This window comes from Shouchella phoenicis (assembly GCF_047238345.1).
Taxonomy (GTDB): Bacteria; Bacillota; Bacilli; order Bacillales; family Bacillaceae_D; genus Shouchella.
Genome location: NZ_JBDFMQ010000001.1, coordinates 2,140,459 through 2,156,780, shown reverse-complemented (window position 1 = coordinate 2,156,780; position 16,322 = coordinate 2,140,459). Strand labels below are relative to the sequence as shown.

15 protein-coding genes are annotated in these 16,322 nt (G+C 41.4%); all 15 read left to right on the top strand.

Annotated elements, in window-relative coordinates:
• The first annotated feature begins 11 nt into the window (after positions 1-11).
• Positions 12-452 carry a DUF6115 domain-containing protein gene (locus tag ABC361_RS11550; RefSeq protein WP_413074115.1) on the top strand — a complete coding sequence of 147 codons (441 nt, stop codon included), beginning with the start codon at positions 12-14 and terminating at the stop codon, positions 450-452.
• Positions 453-616: 164 nt separating this feature from the next.
• Positions 617-1,363, top strand: coding sequence for a 30S ribosomal protein S2 (gene rpsB, locus ABC361_RS11545; RefSeq protein WP_413074114.1), 747 nt, complete (start codon positions 617-619; stop codon positions 1,361-1,363).
• An 89-nt stretch (positions 1,364-1,452) separates the two neighbouring features.
• On the top strand, positions 1,453-2,337 hold the full coding sequence (gene tsf / locus ABC361_RS11540; protein ID WP_413074113.1) for a translation elongation factor Ts: 885 nt from the start codon (positions 1,453-1,455) through the stop codon (positions 2,335-2,337).
• An 84-nt stretch (positions 2,338-2,421) separates the two neighbouring features.
• Positions 2,422-3,138, top strand: a complete 717-nt coding sequence (gene pyrH, locus ABC361_RS11535; protein WP_413074112.1) for a UMP kinase — start codon at positions 2,422-2,424, stop codon at positions 3,136-3,138.
• 2 nt (positions 3,139-3,140) lie between these two features.
• Complete coding sequence (gene frr / locus ABC361_RS11530; protein ID WP_413074111.1) at positions 3,141-3,698, top strand: ribosome recycling factor; 558 nt, start codon at positions 3,141-3,143, stop codon at positions 3,696-3,698.
• Positions 3,699-3,807: 109 nt separating this feature from the next.
• Positions 3,808-4,584 (top strand): undecaprenyl pyrophosphate synthase, encoded by a 777-nt coding sequence (gene uppS, locus ABC361_RS11525; protein ID WP_413074110.1) that lies wholly within the window; start codon positions 3,808-3,810, stop codon positions 4,582-4,584.
• Between the two features lie 14 nt (positions 4,585-4,598).
• Positions 4,599-5,396 (top strand): phosphatidate cytidylyltransferase, encoded by a 798-nt coding sequence (locus tag ABC361_RS11520; protein ID WP_413074109.1) that lies wholly within the window; start codon positions 4,599-4,601, stop codon positions 5,394-5,396.
• 36 nt (positions 5,397-5,432) lie between these two features.
• The gene (gene dxr / locus ABC361_RS11515; RefSeq protein ID WP_413074108.1) at positions 5,433-6,575 is read left to right on the top strand and encodes a 1-deoxy-D-xylulose-5-phosphate reductoisomerase; all 1,143 of its coding nucleotides are present in this window, start codon (positions 5,433-5,435) and stop codon (positions 6,573-6,575) included.
• 19 nt (positions 6,576-6,594) lie between these two features.
• On the top strand, positions 6,595-7,848 hold the full coding sequence (rseP, locus tag ABC361_RS11510) for an RIP metalloprotease RseP (protein WP_413074107.1): 1,254 nt from the start codon (positions 6,595-6,597) through the stop codon (positions 7,846-7,848).
• Positions 7,849-7,869: 21 nt separating this feature from the next.
• Complete coding sequence (locus ABC361_RS11505; protein ID WP_413074106.1) at positions 7,870-9,567, top strand: proline--tRNA ligase; 1,698 nt, start codon at positions 7,870-7,872, stop codon at positions 9,565-9,567.
• Positions 9,568-9,637: 70 nt separating this feature from the next.
• Entirely contained in the window at positions 9,638-13,918 is a 4,281-nt protein-coding gene (locus ABC361_RS11500) for a PolC-type DNA polymerase III (protein ID WP_413075764.1), read from the top strand.
• A gap of 202 nt (positions 13,919-14,120) precedes the next feature.
• Positions 14,121-14,591 (top strand): ribosome maturation factor RimP, encoded by a 471-nt coding sequence (gene rimP, locus ABC361_RS11495; protein WP_413074105.1) that lies wholly within the window; start codon positions 14,121-14,123, stop codon positions 14,589-14,591.
• A gap of 27 nt (positions 14,592-14,618) precedes the next feature.
• Positions 14,619-15,725, top strand: coding sequence for a transcription termination factor NusA (gene nusA, locus ABC361_RS11490; RefSeq protein WP_413074104.1), 1,107 nt, complete (start codon positions 14,619-14,621; stop codon positions 15,723-15,725).
• Between the two features lie 14 nt (positions 15,726-15,739).
• Positions 15,740-16,015: an RNase P modulator RnpM gene (gene rnpM, locus ABC361_RS11485; RefSeq protein WP_099301029.1), complete on the top strand. Its 276-nt coding sequence runs from the start codon at positions 15,740-15,742 to the stop codon at positions 16,013-16,015.
• Positions 16,012-16,320, top strand: coding sequence for a YlxQ family RNA-binding protein (locus tag ABC361_RS11480; RefSeq protein WP_099301028.1), 309 nt, complete (start codon positions 16,012-16,014; stop codon positions 16,318-16,320). The genes rnpM and ABC361_RS11480 overlap by 4 nt, the downstream gene beginning before the upstream one ends.
• The last annotated feature ends 2 nt before the right edge of the window (positions 16,321-16,322 follow it).

The following is a 16,322-nucleotide window of genomic DNA, read 5'->3' as shown; positions in this document are numbered from 1 at the left end:
AAGGAGGATTTATGGTTGTTACGCTATTGCTTTTATTCATTGCACTTGGCTATTTAAGTTTAAAAGTTGCAAAACTGCAGCGAGAAGTGAACGAACGTTTAACAAAAGAAGAACTGGAAGCATCCCTTGAACGATTTTTACAAGATGTGAAAGAAGACAATGAAGCCGTTGTCCATGCCGTTCAACACAAACATGTACATACAGAAATAAGCCCCCCTGAACCTAAACAGCGTTTGGGTTCAAACATCCTTCCATTTGAACATCGGCTAAAGGATGGATCGATAGAGCCAGATCCGTCTGGGCAGCACAACGTTGAAGTAGAGTACAGGCATAAAGAGGTGTTTCAGCTTAAAAGTGAAGGCGTTCCTTCATTAGAAATTGCAAAACGATTAGGCATTGGTGTAAGAGAGGTAGAGCTTATCTTGGATCTTACGCAGCGTAAACAAAAATAATTGTCGAGCCGTCTTGCTTAACCCTCGTAGATGTGATAAGATAATTGACGGTGTTAAATACACACGCAGGAGGATTTTGGCGAAGGTGCTCTTATCATCGATAAGTGTGTCGTCAAGAAATGAATACTGCGGAGGATAAAAAAAACCTTAAGGAGGTGTTTGGTGTGGCAGTTATCTCCATGAAACAATTACTTGAAGCAGGTGTTCACTTCGGTCATCAGACTCGTCGTTGGAACCCGAAAATGGATCGCTACATCTTCACAGAAAGAAACGGTATTTATATTATTGACCTTCAAAAGACGGTCAAAAAAGTCGAGAGTGCGTACAACTTTGTTCGCGATCTTGCGGCTGACGGAGGGAAAATCCTTTTCGTTGGTACAAAGAAACAAGCACAAGATTCAGTTCGTGACGAAGCGATTCGTTCGAACATGTACTTCATCAACCAACGTTGGTTAGGTGGAACATTAACAAACTTCGAAACGATTCAAAAGCGTATTACGCGTCTTAAGAATCTTGAAAAAATGCAAGAAGATGGCACATTTGATGTCCTTCCTAAAAAAGAAGTTATCCTTCTTAAAAAAGAAATGGATCGTCTTGAGAAATTCTTAGGCGGTATTAAAGACATGAATAGCATTCCTGATGCGTTATTCGTTATTGATCCTCGTAAAGAGCGTATTGCAATTGCGGAAGCACATAAATTAAACATTCCAATTGTAGCAATTGTTGATACAAACTGTGATCCAGATGAGATTGACTATGTCATCCCTGGTAACGATGATGCGATTCGCGCAGTTAAATTGCTAACTGGAAAAATGGCTGATGCTGTAATTGAAGCAACAGCTGCTGAAGAAGAAGCTTTAATGGAAAATACGGATTCAGAAGAAGACGTTGAGGAAACGACGACAGCATAAATGTTGGACTCCAAAAAGGGTGGTAAAGGGAGATTAACCCTTTCCCACCCTTTTTTTGTGAAAAAGATGTGTAAACAGGAGGAATTACAATGGCAGTTACAGCGAGTATGGTAAAAGAACTTCGTGAAAAAACAGGCGCTGGTATGATGGATTGTAAAAAGGCGCTTGTAGAAGTTGACGGAGATATGGACAAAGCAGTTGACTTCTTACGTGAAAAAGGAATTGCAAAAGCAGAAAAGAAATCAGACCGTGTCGCAGCAGAAGGTTTAGCGTCTGTTGTAACAAGTGGAAATAAAGCAGTAATCGTTGAAGTGAACTCTGAAACAGATTTCGTTGCGAAAAACGAAAATTTCCAAGCGCTTGTAAAAGAATTGGCAGAGCATGTTCTAGCTGAAAATCCAGCAACAGTGGAAGAAGCGTTAGAGCAAAATTTCAAAGGCGGTAGCGAAACGGTATTAACGCACATTAACTCTTCGATCGCGAAGATTGGTGAAAAGCTTTCCCTTCGTCGTTTTACTGTTGTTGAAAAAGAAGACGGCGATGTTTTTGGTTCTTACCTACACATGGGTGGACGCATTGGTGTACTTACACTAATCGGCTCTTCAAGTGACGAAGAACTTGCTAAAGATGTTGCGATGCACGTTGCGGCGATCAATCCAACATATGTTTCTCGTGATGAAGTAACAGGTGACGTAGTTGACCGTGAGCGTGAAGTGTTAAAGCAACAAGCGTTGAACGAAGGCAAGCCTGAAAACATCGTTGAAAAAATGGTTGAAGGTCGCTTAAGTAAATTCTTCGAGCAAGTTTGTTTACTAGATCAGCCTTTCGTTAAAGATGGCGATCAAAAAGTTGGCAAATATGTTCAAAGCAAAAAGGCTTCTGTTAAAACGTTCGTTCGTTACGAAGTTGGAGAAGGTATTGAAAAGCGCGAAGATAACTTTGCTGAAGAAGTTATGTCTCAAGTGAAAAAATAACAAACCCATTAAAGGGACACAACATTCGTTCGTGTCCCTTTTTCACAAGAAAAGATCTGGAAGAAAGCAAATTCGGAGGTCACAATGAACAAATACAATCGTGTCGTTTTAAAGCTTAGTGGAGAAGCGTTAGCTGGAGAACAAGGGTATGGAATTGATCCAACAATTATTAATTCCATTGCCAATCAAGTAAAAGAAATTGTTGAACTTGAAGTTGAAGTGGCTGTTGTTGTTGGAGCAGGTAATATTTGGCGTGGAATGGCTGGTAGCGCACAAGGAATGGACCGTGCAACAGCCGATTACATGGGAATGCTTGCGACAGTGATGAATTCACTAGCGCTTCAAGATAGCCTCGAATCGATTGGTGTAGAGTCTCGCGTTCAAACATCAATTGAAATGAGACAAGTAGCAGAACCATATATCCGACGAAAAGCGATTCGGCATTTAGAAAAGAAACGCGTCGTGATTTTCGCTGCAGGTACAGGGAATCCTTACTTCTCAACTGATACGACTTCAGCCTTACGAGCAGCTGAAATTGAAGCAGAAGTCATTTTAATGGCGAAAAACAATGTAGATGGCGTATATAGCGCTGATCCTCGTACGGATAAAAATGCAAAAAAATATGACACGATTACGTATATGGATGTGTTGACCGATGGACTTCAAGTAATGGATTCAACGGCTTCATCCTTATGTATGGACAACGACATTCCACTTGTCGTATTCTCTATTATGGAAGAAGGTAACATTAAGCGTGCCGTTTTAGGTGAAAAAATTGGAACACTTGTCAGGGGGAAATAACCATGTCAAAACAAATTCAAGATGATGCAAAAGGAAGAATGGATAAAGCGATTGAATCGCTTAATCGTGAATTAGCTAAATTGCGTGCAGGTCGCGCGAACCCAGCGCTTCTTGACCGAATCACAGTTGAATACTATGGTGCAGAAACACCATTAAATCAGATTGCCTCTGTAACTGTCCCGGAAGCGCGTCTTCTTTTAATTACGCCTTATGACAAAAGTGCAGTCGGTAATATTGAAAAAGCGATTATGAAGTCTGATCTTGGCTTAACGCCTTCAAGTGATGGACAAGTCATCCGCATCATCATTCCAGCACTAACAGAAGATCGTCGTAAAGAACTAGGGAAAATTGTTTCAAGAACAGCGGAAGATTCAAAAGTTGCTGTACGTAACATCCGTCGTGATGCAAATGACGATTTAAAGAAGTTACAAAAAGATGGCGAAATGACGGAAGATGAGCTACGTGGCGAAACGGATAAAGTACAAAAGTTAACAGATTCTTATATTAGTAAGATCGATGCACGTGCAAAAGAAAAAGAAGAAGAAATTATGGAAGTCTGATCAAATTACGTGTATGATAAAGAAAAGTAGGAGACCCTCTTTTATAGGGGGTTTTTTACACTTTTAAGCAAGATGAAGGGCGAACCGCTAGTGAGACGGAGGGCGAAGAATGCTCGAGAAATTTTCAAAATGGAAGCAAGCTTTTCATACTGACGAAGAAAAGCAGTTTGATATAGACCTTGATTTAAATCGAATTCCGAAGCACGTGGCGATTATTATGGATGGGAATGGTCGTTGGGCATCAAATCGTGGCTTGCCTCGAATTGCTGGTCATCGTGAAGGCATGAAAAATGTAAATAAAATCGTGCGAGCAGCGAATGGACTGAACGTAGAAGTTCTAACCCTATACGCCTTTTCTACCGAAAATTGGATGCGTCCGAAAGCGGAAGTCGATTTCCTTTTAAGTTTGCCTGAACGTTATCTTAAAAGTGAACTGCCAACGCTGATTAAAGAGAATGTCCAAGTACGCATTATGGGGACGAAAGATCAACTGCCGATTCACACATTAAAAGCAGTCGATGAAGCGATTGAAAAAACAAAGCACAATACAGGCTTAGTCTTGAACTTTGCTTTAAATTATGGAAGTCGTACGGAGTTGGCTGATGCTGTCAAGCAAATTGCTGCAAAGGTAGAGGCAGGTAGTCTAACGACAGAGGAAATCAATGAAGACGTCATTGGTGCCCATCTTATGAGTAGTCAGCTACAAGATCCTGATTTACTCATTCGTACAAGCGGTGAAATAAGGTTAAGTAACTTTATGCTCTGGCAACTCGCTTATAGTGAGTTTTGGTTTACAAATGTCCTTTGGCCTGATTTTAATGAAAATCACTTCCATGAAGCGATAGGAACCTATCAAAATCGTGGAAGACGATACGGAGGATTATAGGAAGGGCGACGTCAATGAAAACTAGAATTGTTACAGGTTTATTTATTGGAATCGTCATTTTAACGTTTGTTTTTCTTGGCGGCTGGTGGTTTTCCATATTTGTTTCGCTAATGGCAACCATCGCAATGATTGAATTATTGAAAATGAGGAAGATTCAAGCCTTATCGTTAAGAGGAATCGTTGGACTTATTTCCATGTGGCTCCTCCTTATTCCGACGGCTTGGTATGATCAATTCATTCCAATACAATATACAAAAATAGAATTGTTTATTTTTCTTATCCTCATCCTTTTAATGTTAACGGTTTTAACGAAAAATCAATTTACATTTGATGAGGTTGGTTTCATCGTTCTCTCTAGTGTATATGTTGGGTTCGGTTTTCACTTTTTAATTGAAGCAAGAGATATCGCGGAAATTGGATTATGGCTTGTATTATTTGTCATCGTGTTAATTTGGACCACCGATTCTGGCGCTTATTTTGTCGGAAAGGCTTTTGGGAAACATAAGCTTTGGCCAGAAATCAGCCCGAATAAGACGATTGAAGGATCAATTGGTGGGATTGTGCTTGCTGTTGTCATCGGGAGCTTGTTTTTCTTCCTAACACCAGCATTTACTTCATACATAACGGCTGTATTCATTATGCTTGCCACCGCAGTCTTTGGACAGATTGGGGATTTGGTCGAGTCTGCTTTAAAACGACACTACGCTGTAAAAGATTCTGGGAATGTGCTGCCTGGACACGGCGGGATCCTTGACCGCTTTGACAGTTTACTTTTTGTCATGCCGCTTTTACATCTTTTGCAATTAATTTAAAAAAAGATGCCTGGTTAGAAAATTGGAGGATGCACGATGAAAAAAGTTAGTTTACTTGGTTCGACGGGATCAATCGGTACACAAACATTAGATGTGATCCGTGAGCATCCGCAAGCTTTTTCGCTAGTGGCGATGTCATGCGGAGCAAACATTGAACTTGCTCGAAAGCAAATTCAAGCGTTTAAGCCAAAGCTTGTATCCGTTGCAAAAGAAGAAGATGCTAAAAGTCTTCAAAGGGAATTTGGAAAAGAAGTTGAATTACATTATGGAGAATCAGGGTTAAAAGAAGTTGCGCGAATGGCTGAAAGCGATGTTGTCGTCACGGCGATTACAGGTTCGGTCGGTCTTCTGCCAACACTGGCTGCGATTGAAGCGGGGAAACCTGTTGCCATTGCAAATAAAGAGACACTCGTAACAGCCGGTCATCTTGTGATAGCAGCAGCTAAAAAACATAACGTGTCTCTTATACCGGTGGACAGTGAGCATTCCGCTATTTTTCAAGCCTTAAATGGCGAACCGCGTAAAGCAATTGATCGTTTAATCTTAACTGCTTCGGGAGGAAGTTTTCGCGATCAATCAAGAGACGAATTGCAACATGTGACGGTTGAACAAGCGCTTTCTCATCCAAACTGGTCCATGGGAGCTAAAATTACGATTGATTCGGCAACGATGATGAATAAAGGCTTAGAAGTGATTGAAGCAAATTGGTTATTTAACATCGACTATGACCATATTGATGTAGTAATCCATAAAGAAAGCATCATCCATTCTATGGTGGAGTTTGTTGACCGAAGCGTGATTGCGCAACTTGGAACACCGGATATGCGTGTGCCCATTCAATACGCACTTACATATCCAAACCGCTTAGAGCGGGTAGAAGGCGAGCGATTGAATCTTGCTGAGATTGGCAAACTCCATTTTAAAGATTTAGATTTTGACCGTTATCGTTGCATGAAGTTTGCTTATGAAGCTGGCAGAAGTGGTGGAACCGTGCCAACTGTGTTGAATGCGGCAAATGAAGTAGCCGTTGCGCAGTTCTTAAAAGGAGAAATTACGTTTTTGCAAATTGAAGACGTAATTGAACAAGCATTACATTCACACACGATGCAATCAAATCCTTCGTTGGATGAGATTCTTGCAGTTGACCAAGCCGTTCGTGCACGTGTAATGAACAACTAACAGGAAGGCGGTATGGCTGTTGAATACGTTACTGGCTTTTATTGCTATATTCAGTGTGCTCGTGTTTGTACACGAATGGGGTCATTTATTTTTCGCGAAAAGAGCGGGGATTCTGTGTTATGAATTCGCGATCGGAATGGGGCCGAAACTTTTTGCCTTTGAGAAAAACGATACGATCTACACCGTTCGCCTATTGCCAATTGGTGGATATGTTCGAATGGCTGGTGAAGAACCAGAACAAACGGTCATTCGTCCAGGTTATGAAGTAGGGTTAGTCTTTGATAACGATCAAAAGGTAACCGAGATTATAATTAACAACAAATCGAAACATCCTGAAGCACATGTCGTACAAGTTGAGCGCATTGATCTTGTGCATGAACTCTTTATTGAGACAATGGACGAAGAATCAGGTGAGCTCGTTCGATTTGAGGTCCATGAAAAAGCAATGATCGTTCAAGATGAAATGGCGCAAATGAATGCGCCTTGGCATCGTCAGTTTGGATCAAAATCCTTACCGGCACGGGCGATGGCGATTTTTGCGGGACCATTAATGAATTTCATTTTAGCGTATGTCCTTTTGTTAGGGTTGTTTTCGATTGCAGGCTTCTCCACGAATCAAATTGATCCGGTCGAAGGCTCTCCAGCAGAACAAGCCGGTCTTCAACAAGGTGATTTAATTGTCGCTGTTGATGGAGTGGAAACTGAACGCTGGCAACAGATGCAAGAAGCAATTGGGGAACGACCAAATCAAGATGTTGTCATTACGTTTGAGCGGGATGGAGCAGAGCAAGATGTCACGCTAACAACAAGTTCAAATTATGTTTCTGAAATCGATGAGGAACTTGGTGTCATCGGAGTCGCGCCATTAAGAGAGTCAGGGTTCGTCCCTGCAATTGGCGAAGCAGCAACAACTTTTGTTGATTTTGCTACTTCTATCTTTCAAACACTTGGATTGATTTTAACCGGGGAGTTTTCGCTTGATTATATTTCAGGTCCTGTTGGCATATACAACATTACCGATTCAGCAGTTGCGGCAGGAACCTATCAAGTCTTTTTCTTTGCTGCGCTTTTAAGTGTTAACTTAGGGGTCATAAACCTCTTTCCTATCCCGGCGCTTGACGGAGGGCGTTTAATGTTCCTGGCGTATGAGGGAATACGAGGGAAGCCAGTCTCGCCTGAAAAAGAAGGGGCGATTCAGTTCGTTGGTTTTGCTCTCGTCATGCTATTAATGATTGTGGTAACCTGGAACGATATTAGTAAGCTATTTTCATAATGAAATTGAGGAAGTGAAGCGATGAGACAATCTACTTATTTAGTACCAACTATGCGTGATCTTCCAGCTGACGCAGATGCATTAAGCCACCAGCTAATGCTTCGAGCTGGAATGATGCGTCAAATTGCTTCAGGTGTGTATGCTTATCTTCCATTAGCAAAACGAGCGATGACGAAGATTGAAGCAATTATTCGTGAAGAATTAGATGAGATTGGTGCTCAAGAACTAACGTTACCAGCTCTTCATCCAGCAGAGTTATGGCAAGAATCTGGTCGTTGGGAAGATATGGGAGACGAGCTTGTACGGTTAAAGGATCGTCATAATCGCGATTTTGCTCTCGGGCCAACGCACGAAGAAGTGATTACGACAATCATTAAAGATGGCATTACATCGTATAAAAAATTGCCATTAAATGTGTATCAAATTCAAACGAAATTTCGTGATGAACGTAGACCCCGCTTTGGCTTATTACGCGGGCGTGAATTTATTATGAAAGATGCGTATTCATTTCATGATTCGGAAGAAAGCCTTAATGAAACCTATTGGGCCATGCATGCTGCTTATACACGAATTTTCACACGTGTCGGTCTAACCTTCCGACCAGTTATTGCAGATTCTGGTACAATGGGTGGGAAAGATACACATGAATTTATGGCGTTGGCGGATGTTGGAGAAGATACAATTGCCTACTCAGATGGTTCCGATTATGCGGCAAATCTGGAGATGGCATCTAGTCTAGCGCCAGAACCACCGCAAGCGCAAGTGTACGGAACCCTTGATAAGAAAGCGACACCTGAAGCGAAAACGGTTAATGATGCAGCTGAAGCACTCGGCGTAGATCCAGATCACATCTTAAAAGCGCTAGTTGTATTTGTAGATGGAGAGAGTGCATTGTTGCTTCTGCGTGGAAATGATGAACTGAATGAAGTAAAAGTTCTTCATGAGCTTGGTGTAAAAGAGCTACGGATGGCGACAGAAGAAGAAGTGGTCGAGCTATTTGGTGCGACACCTGGATCCATTGGTCCAGTTAACGTAACAGATGTGCCAATCTATGCCGATCATCGTATTCACGGTATGGAAACCATTGCTTGTGGAGCGAACGAGACGGGCTACCATTTGATTAATGTCGGTCCTGGTAAAGACTATCAAGCTACAGCTTATAAAGATCTTCGTACGGTAAAAGAAGGAGATCCTTCACCGGACGGGACAGGCACTCTTCGTTTTGCTGAAGGCATTGAAGTTGGTCAAGTGTTTAAGTTAGGTAAGAAGTATTCCGAGGCTCTAAATGCAAAGTACCTTGACCAAAATGGGAAAGCACAACCGTTCTTAATGGGTTGCTACGGTATTGGTGTCTCGCGAACGATCGCAGCTGTCATCGAACAACATCATGATGAAAACGGTATAGTCTGGCCAACAGCAATCGCGCCGTATCGTGTTCATTTACTCGCGTTAAACGTGAAAAATGATGAACAGCGCGATTTGGCAGAATCGATTTACATCGAATTGAAAAAAGCAGGCGTAGAAGTGTTATTTGATGACCGCGCTGAACGCGCAGGTGTGAAGTTTAAAGACGCAGATTTAATTGGTTTACCAATTCGAATTGCAGTTGGCAAGCGAGCGGCTGAAGGCATTGTAGAAGTGAAGGTAAGAAAATCAGGCGAACAGCTTGAGCTATCAAAAGAAAATCTTGTACAATGGGTAAAGGAATTTGCCAATTGACGGAGGATGGACTGGCCAATTGGTCAGTCCATTTCCTTGCACGGGGGAGTGATTTTTAGTGAACAACGACATGGGATCGAGAGAAGAACGCCTTCGTTTATTGCTCGAACAATTACAGATCCCAACAGACGGACATGCTTATTTTGAAGATGGCTATATTAAAAAGCTAGTAATTTCGAGAGAAACAAAGTCGTGGCATTTTCATATTCATCTTAAGCAAGTCTTACCAGCGGAACTTGCCCAGCTTTTCACAAGTAAATTAGAGGTGACGTTTAAAGAGATTGCAAAAGCAACCTCTACATTCACGTATGATGAGAATGAGATGTCGGCAGAATCGTGGAAAGGGTATTGGCCAATCATTGTTCAAGAATTTGCCTTGATATCGCCACCGCTTGCTGCAGCGCTTCATAAACAAGCACCAGATATGAGTAAGAATACCCTTGCCCTTGTCGCCCAAAATGATGCGGAAGGTCAGGCGATGAAGCGAAAGCTCGTGGAACCGTTCAAAGAAATATGTGTTCGTTACGGCTTACCATCGATTGCGCTACAAATTTCTGTTGAAGAGTCAAAAGAAGCTTATGATGAATTCGTGCGCAAGCGTCAAGAAGAAGATCACTCGAAAGTGGTTGAAGCGATGCTCGAGAAGAAGCGCATGGAAGAAGAGATGACGAAGCAAATAACAGATGCTAATCTCTCGATGGGGTACCCCATTAAAGATGATCCGGTTCCATTAGAAGCGATCGTTGATGAAGAGCGTCGAATCACCGTTCAAGGGTATGTGTTTGCAGCGGAAACACGTGAACTTCGTAGTGGTCGAACCTTATTAACATTTAAAATAACCGATTATACGGATTCAATTCTAGTAAAAATGTTCTCACGAGATAAAGAGGATATCCCAATTTTACAAGCTGTGAAAAAAGGAATGTGGATGAAGGTCCGAGGTGGCATTCAAAACGATACGTTCGTCCGTGATCTTGTCATGATCGCGAATGATTTTAATCAAATCACACCTAAAGCGCGAATTGATACAGCAGAAGAAAAACGAGTTGAGCTTCATACCCATTCATCAATGAGTCAAATGGATGGGATGGTATCTGTTGGTCAATATGTCGAGCAAGCAGCAAAGTGGGGACATAGCGCCATTGCGATTACCGATCACGGCGTTGTACAAGCATTTCCAGAAGCGTATAATGCGAGCAAAAAACATGGTATTAAAGTCATTTACGGGATGGAAGCGAACATTGTAGATGATGGGGTTCCGATTGCCTATAACTCAGACCACCGTTCTCTTTTAGATGAAGAATACGTCGTATTTGACGTGGAAACAACAGGACTTTCAGCTGTTTACAATACGGTGATTGAGCTAGCTGCAGTTAAGATAAAAAATGGCGAAATCGTTGATACCTATGAATCGTTTGCCGATCCAAAAGAGTCACTGTCAGCAACGATTATCGATTTAACAGGGATTACTGACGATATGCTAGTAGGTGCTCCTGAGCCATTAGAAGTCTTGAAGCAATTTAAAGAATTTGCTGGAGATGCAACCATTGTTGCCCATAATGCAAGTTTTGATATTGGCTTTTTAAACGTTGGCTATAAAAAAATGGGTTTCACGGAAGTACAAAACCCTGTAATCGACACATTAGAGTTAGGGCGATTTCTTTATCCTGAATTAAAAAACCACCGTTTAAATACATTGTGTAAGAAATTTGATATTGAATTAGTTAGTCACCACCGTGCCATTTATGACACCCAAGCCACGGCGTATCTCTTATGGAAAATGGTAAAAGATTCTGCTGAAAAAGAGATTATGTATCACGATGAGCTGAACAATCATATGGGACAAGGGAATTTTCACCGTCAGCGTCCGTTTCACGCAACGATTCATGTGACCTCGCAAGAAGGGTTGAAAAACTTATATCGTCTTGTAACGATGTCCCATGTAAACTATTATTTCCGTACACCACGTATTCCACGTTCAGAGCTTAACAAGCATCGGGAAGGCTTATTAATTGGTTCAGCTTGCGATAAAGGTGAAGTCTTTGAAGGCATGATGCAGAAATCTGCTGACGAAGTAGAGGGGATTGCTCGTTTCTATGACTTTTTAGAAATTCAGCCACTTGGAAACTACCGTCATTTAATCGAACGTGAGCTCATTAAAGATGAACAAGCCTTGCAAGAAATTATTGGGAAAGTTGTTCAACTAGGAGAGCAGTTGCAAATCCCAGTTGTTGCCACAGGAAATGTGCATTATGTCAATGAAAATGACGCGATCTACCGGAAGATTTTAATCGCCTCTCAAGGAGGAGCGAATCCACTTAATCGTCAAGAACTGCCGCTTGTTCATTTTCGAACGACAGACGAAATGGTAGGAGAGTTTACCTTTTTGGGTGAGGAAAAAGCGCAAGAACTTGTTGTAACGAACTCAAATGAAATCGCTAATCGAATAGGTGACGTTCATCCGATTCCAGACGAGTTGTATGCACCTAAAATTGAAGGTGCAGACGATGAGATGAGGGAAATGAGCTACGGACGTGCAAAAGCCATTTACGGTAGCCCATTACCTGAGATTGTAGAAGCGCGATTAGAAAAAGAGTTAAGCAGTATCATTGGTCACGGCTTTGCGGTTATTTATTTAATTTCACAAAAGCTTGTGAAGAAATCTCTTGATGATGGCTATCTAGTTGGTTCTCGAGGTTCAGTTGGGTCTTCCTTTGTCGCGACGATGACAGAAATTACGGAGGTTAACCCACTTCCACCTCACTATGTATGTCCAAGCTGTCAACATTCCCATTTCTTTGATGATGGTTCTGTTGCATCAGGGTATGACTTACCTGATGCGAATTGTCCTGAATGTGGATCTTACTATCAAAAAGACGGACAAGATATTCCCTTTGAGACGTTCTTAGGTTTCAAAGGAGATAAAGTACCGGACATTGATTTGAATTTCTCTGGAGAATATCAACCAAGGGCCCACGCTTATACAAAAGATTTATTTGGAGAAGCGTATGTCTATCGTGCCGGAACGATTGGTACCGTTGCTGAAAAAACCGCATATGGGTTTGTAAAAGGCTATCAAAATGACCACGATCTCTTAATGAGAGGAGCAGAGATCGATCGACTTGTGTCAGGTTGTACTGGCGTGAAGCGAACAACAGGTCAGCACCCTGGGGGCATTATTGTTGTGCCAGATTACAAAGATATTCATGACTTTTCGCCAATCCAATTTCCAGCAGATGATAAAAATGCTGAATGGAAAACGACGCATTTTGATTTCCATTCCATTCATGATAATTTGCTCAAACTTGATATCCTTGGACACGATGACCCTACAGCGATTCGGATGTTGCAGGATTTAAGTGGGATTGATCCAAAAACAATCCCAACCGATGATCCAGATGTAATGAAAATATTTGCGTCACCGGAAATCTTAGGCGTAACAGAAGAACAAATCATGTGTAAGACCGGGACGCTTGGGATTCCTGAATTCGGTACACGCTTTGTACGACAAATGCTGGAAGAAACAAAGCCGAGTACGTTTTCAGAGCTCTTGCAAATCTCTGGGCTCTCCCACGGAACAGACGTCTGGTTAGGCAACGCCAATGAGTTAATTTACAATGGCACTTGTGAGCTTAAAGATGTAATTGGTTGTCGTGACGACATAATGGTTTATTTAATTTATAAAGGGCTTGAATCATCGCTTGCCTTTAAAATTATGGAGTTCGTTCGAAAAGGAAAAGGATTGCAGCCAGAGTGGGTTGAAGAGATGAAGAAGCATGATGTGCCAGATTGGTACATTGATTCATGTACAAAGATTAAATACATGTTCCCGAAAGCCCACGCAGCTGCCTACGTTCTTATGGCTGTTCGAATTGCTTATTTTAAAGTCCATCACCCGATTCTTTATTACGCGACATACTTCACGGTACGAGCAGATGACTTTGAAATGGATATTATGATTAAAGGTTCGAGCTCAATCAAAGCGAAAATTGATGAAATTAACGCCAAAGGATTAGACGCTGCTCCAAAGGAAAAAGCCGTATTAACGGTTCTTGAACTTTCCTTAGAAATGTGTGAACGAGGGTTCGGTTTTCAAAAAGTAGATTTATATAAATCATCGGCAACCGAGTTTATCGTTGATGGTGACACGCTACTTCCACCATTTAACTCATTAAATGGTGTCGGTACAAACGCTGCACTGAACATTGTGAAGGCTCGTGAACAAGGTCACTTTTTGTCAAAAGAAGATTTACAACAACGAGCAAAATTAACAAAAACCGTTGTGGAAAACTTATCGGACCATGGTTGTTTACATGAATTACCCGAGTCAAATCAACTATCGTTGTTTTAGGAACGAGAACAAGCCTTGCGTGAGACCAATTCATGTGATAAAATCGTTTATGGTAATAGTTAGCATACGAAGTGATGAAAGAGTGGGGCAACCCACTCTTTTTGTTCGCAAACTCGCTAGGCGCATGAAAAGTTGGATATGCCTGATACGTATGCTTATGAGTGGTATACGTTTTTTATTATGTATAAGGAGGGACAGATGTTTGAGTAAAATCGTCTCTAGTAAAGTAGAACAATTGGTCCTTCCAATTGTAGAAGATTTGAAGCTTGAGTTAGTAGAAGTAGAATACAAAAAAGAAGGACCGAACTGGTTTTTACGCGTTTATATTGATTCTGATAAAGGCGTCGATCTAGATGACTGTGAAAAAGTCAGTGAGAAGCTTAGTGAACGTTTAGATGAAGCGGACCCTATTACAGAAGCCTATTTTCTTGAAGTATCTTCTCCAGGTGCAGAACGACCGCTAAAGAAAAAAGCTGATGTAGAGAAAGCAGTTGGAAAGGGCGTTTACGTGACGACCTATGAACCTTTAGATGGAGAAAAAGCGTTTGAAGGTATGCTATCTTCATTTCACAATGATGAATTAACGATTGAAACGAAAGTGAAAACTCGTACAGTCATTAAAACGATTCCATATGAGAAGGTTGCAAATATCCGTTTATCGATTCTGTTCTAAGTGAAGAAAATGAAGGAGGTGCTATCCATGAATAGTGAATTTATGGAAGCTTTAACAACCCTTGAAGCTGACAAAGGGATAAAAAAAGAAGTCATCATTGAAGCCATTGAAGCGGCACTAATTTCTGGTTATAAGCGAAATTTCGGTCAAGCACAAAACGTTCGTGTTGACGTCAATCGCACGAACGGCAGTATTCGCGTATTTGCGCGAAAAGTTGTTGTTGAAGAAGTGTTTGATAAACGGCTTGAAATATCAGAAGATGAAGCACAGGTCATCAATCCAAACTATGAAGTGGATGATGTTGTAGAAATTGAAGTGACACCAAAAGACTTTGGGCGAATCGCAGCACAAACGGCAAAACAAGTTGTAACACAACGTGTGCGTGAAGCCGAGCGTGGCATTATTTATTCAGATTTTATTGATCGTGAAGAAGATATTATGAACGGAATTGTTCAAAGACAAGATCACCGTTTTATTTATGTTGACCTCGGAAAAGTAGAAGCGCTACTGCCGCTAACAGAACAAATGCCAAATGAAGTGTATCGACACAACGACCGCATTAAAGCGTATATTACAAAAGTCGAAAAAACAACAAAAGGCCCACAAATTTTAATTTCCCGGACGCACCCAGGTTTATTAAAACGATTATTTGAGCTTGAAGTACCGGAAATTTATGATGGAACGGTTGAAATTAAATCTGTTTCGAGAGAAGCTGGCGATCGCTCTAAGATTGCGGTTCATTCTGAGAATCCTGAAGTGGACTCTGTTGGTGCATGTGTTGGTCAAAGAGGGCAACGGGTGCAAACCATTGTGGATGAATTAAAAGGCGAAAAAATTGACATTGTCCAATGGTCTGAAGATCCAGTTGTCTATATTGCAAATGCGCTTAGTCCGGCAAAAGTCATGCGTGTAAATGTAAACGAAGATGAGAAAATGACTCAAGTGATTGTTCCAGATTATCAACTCTCTTTAGCAATCGGAAAGCGCGGGCAAAACGCACGTTTAGCGGCAAAATTAACCGGTTGGAAAATTGATATTAAGAACGAAACAGAAGCAAGAGAACTTGGCTTGCTGGATGGTGATGAGGAATTGACTGACGTTCTTCTAGAAGAAGAATTGGATGAACTTAAGTAAGGCGGGAGATGTCGATGAAGCAACGGAAAATACCGCTTAGAAAATGTATCGTCACAAACGAAATGAAACCTAAAGGTGAACTGATTCGAATTGTTCGAACACCTGAAGGAACTGTAGAGCTTGATCCGACTGGTAAGAAAAACGGTCGTGGAGCCTACCTATCACACAATGAAGACGTATTTGAGATGGCGAAAAAAAGAGATAGTTTGACACGACACTTACAAGTGAAAGTGTCGGCTGAAGTGTACGATCAGCTTTTAGCCGATTTAAAAAAGGTTAAAAAGAAATGAACCCAAACCAACGATATTTATCTACACTCGGACTTTGCATGCGTGCAGGAGAGCTTGTGACAGGGGAAGAGCTTACGTTAGAAGCTGTTCGCAAAGGCAATGTGGCCATTGTATTACTAGCAAATGATGCAAGTGCGAACACTGAAAAAAAAGTACGAGATAAATGTAGCTACTACAACATTCCAGTTTATTCACCAAATGACCGCTATGAACTCGGGTCAGCGATTGGAAAAGAAGCACGTGTCGTTATAGGTATTCGAAGTAAAGGGTTTGCTAAGAAAATTGCTGCATTACTGAACCAATAATG

What these genes read in the sequence shown, in the direction of transcription:
- ABC361_RS11480 (WP_099301028.1), top strand. Translation starts at nt 16,012, where the DNA reads ATGAACCCAAACCAACGATATTTATCTACACTCGGACTTTGCATGCGT.
- uppS (WP_413074110.1), top strand. Translation starts at nt 3,808, where the DNA reads ATGCTCGAGAAATTTTCAAAATGGAAGCAAGCTTTTCATACTGACGAA.
- ABC361_RS11500 (WP_413075764.1), top strand. Translation starts at nt 9,638, where the DNA reads ATGGGATCGAGAGAAGAACGCCTTCGTTTATTGCTCGAACAATTACAG.
- nusA (WP_413074104.1), top strand. Translation starts at nt 14,619, where the DNA reads ATGAATAGTGAATTTATGGAAGCTTTAACAACCCTTGAAGCTGACAAA.
- frr (WP_413074111.1), top strand. Translation starts at nt 3,141, where the DNA reads ATGTCAAAACAAATTCAAGATGATGCAAAAGGAAGAATGGATAAAGCG.
- tsf (WP_413074113.1), top strand. Translation starts at nt 1,453, where the DNA reads ATGGCAGTTACAGCGAGTATGGTAAAAGAACTTCGTGAAAAAACAGGC.
- ABC361_RS11550 (WP_413074115.1), top strand. Translation starts at nt 12, where the DNA reads ATGGTTGTTACGCTATTGCTTTTATTCATTGCACTTGGCTATTTAAGT.
- rnpM (WP_099301029.1), top strand. Translation starts at nt 15,740, where the DNA reads ATGAAGCAACGGAAAATACCGCTTAGAAAATGTATCGTCACAAACGAA.
- ABC361_RS11520 (WP_413074109.1), top strand. Translation starts at nt 4,599, where the DNA reads ATGAAAACTAGAATTGTTACAGGTTTATTTATTGGAATCGTCATTTTA.
- dxr (WP_413074108.1), top strand. Translation starts at nt 5,433, where the DNA reads ATGAAAAAAGTTAGTTTACTTGGTTCGACGGGATCAATCGGTACACAA.
- ABC361_RS11505 (WP_413074106.1), top strand. Translation starts at nt 7,870, where the DNA reads ATGAGACAATCTACTTATTTAGTACCAACTATGCGTGATCTTCCAGCT.
- pyrH (WP_413074112.1), top strand. Translation starts at nt 2,422, where the DNA reads ATGAACAAATACAATCGTGTCGTTTTAAAGCTTAGTGGAGAAGCGTTA.